This is a genomic window from Aeromonas sp. HMWF014 (genome assembly GCF_963878295.1).
In the GTDB taxonomy this organism is placed as follows: Bacteria; Pseudomonadota; Gammaproteobacteria; order Enterobacterales; family Aeromonadaceae; genus Aeromonas; species Aeromonas popoffii.
On sequence record NZ_CAWNYS010000073.1, the window covers coordinates 1 to 7,552 of the forward strand.

At 63.0% G+C, this 7,552-nt stretch carries 8 protein-coding genes and 1 pseudogene; 6 read left to right on the forward strand and 3 right to left on the reverse strand.

What is annotated here, in order from left to right:
* The coding region (locus AAC083_RS02790; protein ID WP_181364622.1) for a TonB-dependent receptor plug domain-containing protein at positions 1-1,208 on the reverse strand (1,208 nt) is incomplete at its 3' end.
* A gap of 188 nt (positions 1,209-1,396) precedes the next feature.
* Here AAC083_RS02790 and AAC083_RS02795 point away from each other — a divergent pair.
* The 3 genes and pseudogenes from AAC083_RS02795 (at position 1,397) to AAC083_RS02805 (ending at position 3,396) form a co-directional block, all read left to right on the forward strand.
* Positions 1,397-2,380, forward strand: a pseudogene (locus tag AAC083_RS02795) (ChaN family lipoprotein).
* A gap of 20 nt (positions 2,381-2,400) precedes the next feature.
* Positions 2,401-2,952: a cysteine hydrolase family protein gene (locus AAC083_RS02800; protein ID WP_042035063.1), complete on the forward strand. Its 552-nt coding sequence runs from the start codon at positions 2,401-2,403 to the stop codon at positions 2,950-2,952.
* Between the two features lie 39 nt (positions 2,953-2,991).
* The gene (locus AAC083_RS02805; RefSeq protein ID WP_108535761.1) at positions 2,992-3,396 is read left to right on the forward strand and encodes a hypothetical protein; all 405 of its coding nucleotides are present in this window, start codon (positions 2,992-2,994) and stop codon (positions 3,394-3,396) included.
* A gap of 75 nt (positions 3,397-3,471) precedes the next feature.
* On the opposite strand, the gene hutZ is transcribed toward AAC083_RS02805, so the two are convergent.
* On the reverse strand, positions 3,472-4,029 hold the full coding sequence (gene hutZ, locus AAC083_RS02810) for a heme utilization protein HutZ (RefSeq protein ID WP_108535762.1): 558 nt from the start codon (positions 4,027-4,029) through the stop codon (positions 3,472-3,474).
* A complete protein-coding gene (hutX, locus tag AAC083_RS02815) occupies positions 4,026-4,538 on the reverse strand; it encodes a heme utilization cystosolic carrier protein HutX (protein WP_042035068.1) in 513 nt (170 codons plus the stop codon). Before hutX ends, hutZ begins: the two co-directional genes overlap by 4 nt.
* A 168-nt stretch (positions 4,539-4,706) precedes the next feature.
* On the opposite strand from hutX, the gene AAC083_RS02820 reads away from it, so the two are divergent.
* From AAC083_RS02820 to AAC083_RS02830, 3 genes are read left to right on the forward strand one after another with little or no spacing between them, the layout of a single operon-like run.
* Positions 4,707-5,546: a heme/hemin ABC transporter substrate-binding protein gene (locus AAC083_RS02820; protein ID WP_108535763.1), complete on the forward strand. Its 840-nt coding sequence runs from the start codon at positions 4,707-4,709 to the stop codon at positions 5,544-5,546.
* The gene (locus tag AAC083_RS02825; protein WP_108535764.1) at positions 5,543-6,574 is read left to right on the forward strand and encodes a FecCD family ABC transporter permease; all 1,032 of its coding nucleotides are present in this window, start codon (positions 5,543-5,545) and stop codon (positions 6,572-6,574) included. Before AAC083_RS02820 ends, AAC083_RS02825 begins: the two co-directional genes overlap by 4 nt.
* A gap of 13 nt (positions 6,575-6,587) precedes the next feature.
* Positions 6,588-7,376 carry a heme ABC transporter ATP-binding protein gene (locus tag AAC083_RS02830; protein WP_108535765.1) on the forward strand — a complete coding sequence of 263 codons (789 nt, stop codon included), beginning with the start codon at positions 6,588-6,590 and terminating at the stop codon, positions 7,374-7,376.
* The last annotated feature ends 176 nt before the right edge of the window (positions 7,377-7,552 follow it).

Sequence of the window (7,552 nt, forward strand, 5' to 3'; positions counted from 1 at the left end):
ATCTCGTCGAAGGCCCACAGGGCGCTGTGCTCGCTGGTGGTAGGGGGGAAGCTCAGCTCGCTGTAGCCGATGAAATCCCCCGGCACGGTCGGCGCCTTGAAGCGGGTCCGCTCGTTGTCGGTGTGCTCATACTCCAGACCCCAGGCCAGACGCTGGCTGGCCAGCGCTTTGCTGAACTTGACCTGGGCGCCCAGGCTCTTCTGCTCGAAACCGTTGCTCTCCAGCGAGTTCTTGGTCACATAAGGGTTGGTCGGCTTGACCGGGTACTTGGAGGAGGCGTACTGATCCAGGGTCTGCTTGGTACGGGCGTAGTAGAGCTTGCTGTCGATGCGATCGACCCAGGGCGCGTTCAGGGTGATGCCGTGATCCAGCACCAGGGAGAGGTTGTCCGTGTCCTTGTCGGTGATCGGCTGATTGAAGACGGAGGCAACCTTGGTGAGATCAACGGCATCCGGATCCTGCCCTTCGCTGAAGTAGTCGACGGTCAGCTTGAGGAACTGATCTTCGCTCAAGTGCCACTGGCTCTTGAACAGCACGGCCTGGCTGACGATGTCGAACTCACTCTTGTCACTGTCGTAGTTCTGGGTCACACCACCGTCACGCCAGGTGTAACGCAGCAAGTTCTCGAACTCACCGCTACGCAGGGCACCGGTGAAACCGGCCATGTTCTGGTGGCTGCTGGAGGCATAGCCGGTGGTGGCGTCCAGATAGCTGTCGCGCCCCTTCAAGAAGTCGCCTGCGTCCTTGGTGGTGATGACGATGACGCCCCCCAGCGCATCGGATCCATAAGCCGCAGAGGCGGGTCCCTTGGCCACCTCAATCTGCTTGATCATGTCGGTGTCGAAATAGCTCTGGCCCACCCCACCGTTCTTGTAGGCATCGTTCTGGCGTACGCCGTCACGCACTATCTTGACCCGGTTCTCACCCATGCCGCGGATGATGAAGGTCTGGGCATCGCCGGCGCCGCCAAGGACAGTGACGCCCGGCTCGTAACGGAACAGGTCGGCGACGTTGCTCACCACCTGCTCTTCAATCTGTTCAGCCGTGATCACCGAGATGGGGCCGGAGACATCCTCCAGTCGTTGCTCCATCCGTGAGCCACTGACGACCATGACTTCATCTGCTTGCTTGTTCGTCGCGAAGACCGGGGAAGCGAGACCGGCCGCCACAGCAAGGGCAACCAGCGATAGGGTGTTGTTATGGGCCACTGCGAATCCTTATTGAGAACTGTTATCAAACAGCAGGCATATTACTCAGCTCGCAACAAATATCAACAGTAAAGGGAATCATTCTCATTTTCTTTTGTCGTCATTAGGTTCTACACTATTCCCCTCTGTTTTCCGACTCGCCATGCAGCCATTGTTATGACTCTGGCCCTGCTTCGTTGTGAGATACCATGACTCGATTACTGTTCCTGCTCACCCTTCCCCTGCTACTGGCCGCCTGCACGACAGTGCCCGATGACGATGCCGGCACCCTCTACCACTATCGGCTCAGCGCGGGCCAGCCCGATGCCAACCAAGGTGAACTGACGCTGACCCAGGCGGTGGAGCGGGTGGCGGACGCCGATATAGTGCTGGTGGGCGAGCTGCACACCCACTCGGCCGTGCACCTACTGCAGGCCCGCCTGTTGGCGGGGTTGGCGAATACCTCCCGGGCCGATGGCCGCGGTCTGGCACTCTCCATGGAGCAGTTCAGCCGCGCCGATCAGCCGGTGCTGGACGCCTACCTCGCCGGACGCATAGGTGAAGCCGCCCTCATTCGCGATGGCAACGCCTGGCCCAACTACCAGAGCGACTATCGTCCGCTGGTGGAGTTCGCCAGACAGCAGCACCTGCCCGTCATTGCCGCCAACGCCCCCAAACCGCTGGTGAGCTGTGTCGGCTAGGAAGGGCCCGCCTGGCTGGACAAGCTCCCCGCCCATCGCCGCAGCCAGCTCGCCCGCGAACTCACGCTGACCGACGATCCTTACCGCCAGAAATTCATGGCCTCGCTCCACCATGGTGATGCCGACGACAATGCCCGCCGCTTCGCCGCTCAGACCAGCTGGGACGACACCATGGCCGAGAGCATGGTGGACTACCTGCGCAGCCACCCGGGCCAACGTATCATGCACATCGCCGGCAACTTCCACGTCGAGGGGGGGCTGGGGCTCGCCAGCCGCATCGCCAGCCGCAACCCGGCGCTCAAAGTGGCGCTGGTCGTGCCAGAGACAGAAGCGCAGCGCGATGCGCACGCCACCTCCGGGCGGACCACCGACATCCGGGTACGGATCAGCCCCCTGCCAGAACGCTGGCTAAATGCCGATGAAATGAAGCAAGATATGATCGCACTGCATCAATCCCGAAGCCGTGACTGCAGCCAGTGGCTGCAACCCTGAAAATTGCCTAAGGATTTCATATGGATGTGTTACTGGTCATCGACATGCAACAGGGGTTGTTTACTGACCCCCGCCATCAGGACGCGCAGGTCATCGCCAACATTAATCGCTTGGCAGACAGCGTGCGGGCCAACCAGGGGCGTGTCATCTATGTGCAACATGACGCACCGGGTTCTGAACTGGAACCCGGCAGTGCAGGCTGGCAGCTTCACGCCGATCTCACCCCGGGCCGCGGCGACAGCCGGGTGCGCAAGACCGCCTGCGACAGCTTCCTCGATACCGAGCTCGGCTTCCTGCTGGCGGAGCAGGCGGTGGACAGGCTGCTGATCAGCGGCTGTGCCACCGATTTTTGCGTCGACACCACGCTGCGCAGCGCCGCAGCCCATGGGTTCGACGTGTTTGCGGTGACGGATGCCCACACCACGGCGGATCGCCCTCACCTGAGCGCGGAGAAGATCATCGAACACCACCACTGGATGTGGCAGCATCTGAGCCTGCCAAAAGGCAGAGTCGTGACCCTGCTCAGCACGGATCAGCTGCTTGAGGCCATCCAGCCCGAGCTGGCGTGTTAATCTGCCTCTCTTGAAGTGATCACCTGATTGGAGTCTTGTGTGCGTCTACTGTCTGCCGTTGCATTCATGCTGTTGTTACCGGTAATCACTGCCTGCTCCGGTTTGCCGGGGCTACAGCCGGATGGCCCGGCCCCCCTGTTTCGAACTCATATCAACGAAGAGGGGAGCAAGCGCTTCACCTTCGAAGCTGCGCCGCTCGACACCCTGCCCACCCGGCTGCAAGAGAACGACGGCAGTCGTATCAGCCGCAGCAAGAGTCTGCTGGAACGGCGTGATGCCCTACAGGATGCACAGTTGACCCAGACCCTGGCCGAGCAGAAGTATTGCCGCGATGGCTATATCGTTCTCAGCCAAACCTCCTGGAAGATCCGGGGCGAATGCAACGAGACGGCCAATCAGGCCGATCGGGATGCCTTCCCCAACAAGGCCTCCTGGCAGGACTAGCTTGCGCTCAGGCGTGACACGCAATAAAAAACGGGCAGCCCAAGCTGCCCGTTTTTTTATGCGATATGGCCGCCATCAGACTGGCGCATCGGCCGGGCTGGTCAGCTCAACACCGTTGTCGACCCGCTTGTGCCCTTCCACCAGATGGACGAAGTCCACCAGCTCGTCACCTGAGACGCGAAACGCCTGACCGAAGCCCTTGACGAACAGCCCCTGCTCGGGCTTGAGCCGGAACAGCACGAAATCCTTGAGGTTGGAGAGCCCCTTGACGATGTCGCCGAAGCGCCCTTCCAATGCAGCAATCGCCTGGCCCCAGCGCACGTCGTCGCGAGTCACCACTTCGGCCAGCGCATCGAAGGTAAGCCGCTTGCGGGCAAACAGCTCGCGGGCACCGGTCTCATCCTCGATCAGCATCAGCGACACCTTGGGCACCTGTTGCAGGTTGCGGGCGTGGCGGGCAATCTCGGAGATGAGCACATAATAGCCATCCTCCTGCAGCACGAAGGGGGCATAGCTGGCATTGGGGTTGCCTTCACTGTCCACCGTTGCCAACTGCAGGGTGCGGCAACCGTCGCGAAACTCGCGGATCTCCGGTTGCAGGCGATTCTGCAGACGCTCCTGACGTTCACTCATGCTTTCACTTCCTCTTGATACTGGTGGCGCAAGGCCATGAAGCGTTCCACCTGGGCGGGCAGCAGCTTGCGCTGCTCGTCACGTCCCAGATAGACCTTGAAAATACAGCGGCCGCTGTGACCGAAAAACTGGAAGGAGTGCCCCTCCTTGCCCATGAACAGCTTGCTGACCAGCGCCATGCCAGCCACGTTGTCGAGCTTGAGGTGGCCATGCATCTCGCCGTCACGCCCCATCAGGTTGTAATAGCCACGCGCACTCTTGCCCTTGGGAAACGGCGCCTTCACCTCGAAGATGGAACCATCGGATTCGACGATGGTGGTCACCTGACCCCAATCTGCCAGATCTGCCAGCAGGGCTTCAGCCCGCTCGCCAGGCACCAGGGTCACCAGCTCGGCCGGCAGGTGGCGTACCACCTCCCACTCGCTGACCGCCAGCTGGCTGGCAATGGTGGAAGGATGGGCGCTGGGGTCTTGCGCCAGCAGCTCATGAATGCGTTGTGCAATGCTCATAGGTTCTCCCTTGGGATGCGCGCTGCATCCCTCTCCTGTCATGGCGAATACTCTAATAAAGCACCCGTTCCAATGCAATTGATAATTGCTTTCATTCTCAGTGCTTTTTTTTCACCGGCTTGATATTCTCGGCGGCAACCCAACTTCATTCACCCTTCGGAGGTTAGCATGGGCCGTTGTTTTGCCCTCGTACTCAGCCTGATCGGCTGTTCAGCACTGTCCCTGTCAGCTGCCGCACAGGAACGTATCGTCAGCATAGGCCCGGCCACCACAGAGCTCATTCTGGCTCTGGGCGGTGCACCCAGCCTGATCGCCACCGACATCAGCAGCACGGAACCGAAAAATCTGCCCCGGGTCGGTTATCACCGCGCCCTCGCCGCCGAGGGGATCCTCAGCCTGGCGCCGACCCGGCTGATCGGCAGCGACGAGATGGGGCCTGCCCCGGTGCTGGAGCAGCTGCGCCGCGCCGGGGTCGAGGTCAACATGCTGCCGACGGCACCGACCCTCGCCAACCTCAACCAGCGCATCGACACCCTGGCCGACCTGCTCAACGATCCGGCCGCTGGCACGCGATTAAAAGCCGAGATCCAGGCCCAGACCGCGCAGCTGGCGACGCAGGCGAAGCAGACCAAGCCGCTCAAGGTCGCCTTCCTGCTGCTGCACAAGGGGCAGCCCACCAGCATAGCCGGTGGCAATACCACCGCCAGCGCCCTGCTCACCCTGGCGGGCGGCGTCAATCCGGTGGCCCAGTTGAGCGACTACAAGCCTGTCTCTGCCGAATCCCTGATCGAGCTGCAGCCAGATCTGGTACTGGTGAGCGGTCGCGACTGGCAGCTGTATCAGGATCCACAAACCGTGCTGAGTCAGGTACCCGCGCTCGAAGCGACCCCGGCGGGTAAAAACCGCGCCATCCACGCCATCGACGGCCACGCCCTGCAAGGAGGCCTCAGCCTCACCTCGCTGCAGCAGGCGAACCAGATAGCCAAGTGGATTAAGCTGGCTTCATGAGACGCCTGCCACTGCCCTGGCTGGTCGCGCTCACCGGCGGCGCGTTGGCGCTGCTGCTGGTCGGGTCGCTGGCGACCGGCCCCATGACCCTCTCCCTCGGCGAGAGCCTGCGTGCTCTGTTCGCCGGGCAGGAGAGCGGCATTGAAGCCCACAAGCTACTGATAGTGCAGGAGATCCGCCTGCCACGTACCCTGCTCTGCATCGCCGTGGGGGGGGTACTCGGCCTCTGTGGCGCTGTCATGCAGGGGCTGTTTCGTAATCCGCTGGCCGACCCCGGCATCATAGGCGTCTCCGGCGGGGCGGCCCTCGGCGCTGCACTGGCCATAGTGCTGCTGGCCCCTCTCGGCCAGCAGTGGCAGAGCCTGCTCGGCATAGGCTTGCTGCCTCTGCTCGCCTTCCTTGGCGGCGCGCTCACCACCACGCTGGTATATCTGCTGGGCACCCGGGAAGGGGGCACCTCCGTCACCGTCATGCTGCTGGCGGGGGTGGCCATCACGGCACTGTCCGGCGCCGTGATAGGCCTGCTCACCTACCTGGCCGACGACCAGATGCTGCGCAACCTGAGTCTGTGGCAGATGGGCACTCTGGCGGCGGGCAAACCGGTGGACGTGGCGCTGGCACTGGCCACCCTGGTCACCTTGCTACTGTTGTTCATGCGCGATGCCAATCCCCTCAACGCTCTGTTGCTGGGGGAAGGGGAGGCCCGTCATCTGGGGGTCAATGTGCAATCCCTCAAGCGGCGCCTGATCCTGCTCACCGCCGCCGGGGTTGGCGTGGCCGTCGCCGTGGCGGGCATGATCGGCTTCGTCGGTCTGGTGGTGCCCCATCTGGTGCGGCTGCTGGCCGGCCCCAACCATGCCAGGTTGCTGCCACTCTCTGCCCTGCTCGGCGCCGCCCTGCTGCTGGGCGCCGACATGCTGGCCCGCACCCTGCTGGCACCGGCCGAGCTGCCGGTGGGCATCATCACAGCCCTGCTGGGCGCCCCCTTCTTCATCTGGCTGCTGCTCAAGGGCCGCCGGACGCTTTAACCGGAGGTCTATCTTGCCTGCATCAACGCCCCTGCTGCGCTGTCACCAGCTCAGCCTCACCCGCGCTGGCCGCCCCATCCTGGACAGGCTCGACCTCAGCCTGCAGGCCGGCACGCTCACCGCCCTGCTGGGACCGAACGGCGCAGGCAAGAGCTCGCTGCTCAAGTGCCTGACCGGCGAGCTGGAACACGAGGGGGAGATAAGCCTGTTTGGCCGGGAACGGCAAGCCTGGCCGGGCATAGCGCTGGCCCACCGCGTCGGCGTGCTACCGCAGAGCTCGTCCCTCAACTTTCCGTTTCTGTGCGAAGAGGTGGTGGCCATGGGGCGCCTGCCCCACAGCGAACCCGCCAGCAGGCGCGACGAGATAGTGCGGGCCGCCATGACCCATGCCGGGGTTGAACACCTGGCCGGCCGTCTCTATCCCGGCCTCTCCGGGGGGGAGCGGCAGCGGGTGCAGTTCGCCCGGGTACTGGCCCAGATCTGGCAGGCACCGGACGAGCCCCAGCAGCCGCGCCTGCTGCTGCTGGACGAACCCACCTCTGCGCTCGACCTCAAGTACCAGCACCAACTGCTCACCATGGCCCGCGCCCTGGCCGCGCGCAACACCGCCGTGCTGGTGGTGCTGCACGATCTCAACCTGGCGGCGCGTTACGCCGACCGGCTGGTGATGCTGGAGCAGGGCAGGCTGATGGCCGACGGCAGCCCGGCCGAGGTGCTGACCCCGGCCCTGATCGATCGCCTGTATGACTACCCGGCCCAGGTGATCCACCATCCAGAAACCGGTCTGCCCATGGTGGTGTGACGCAAGGCTCATCTCCCTCCCGGTAGCACGACTACCCGGTTCGGGTACTCCACCATCCAGAAACCGGTCTGCCCATGGTGGTGTAAGAAGATTCGGTAGCCTGGATAGCAAAAGAGCGCCATAAGGCTAATGCCAGTCAGTTAAGCCTGACTGGCATTGTTTTTATTGGTTTTTTT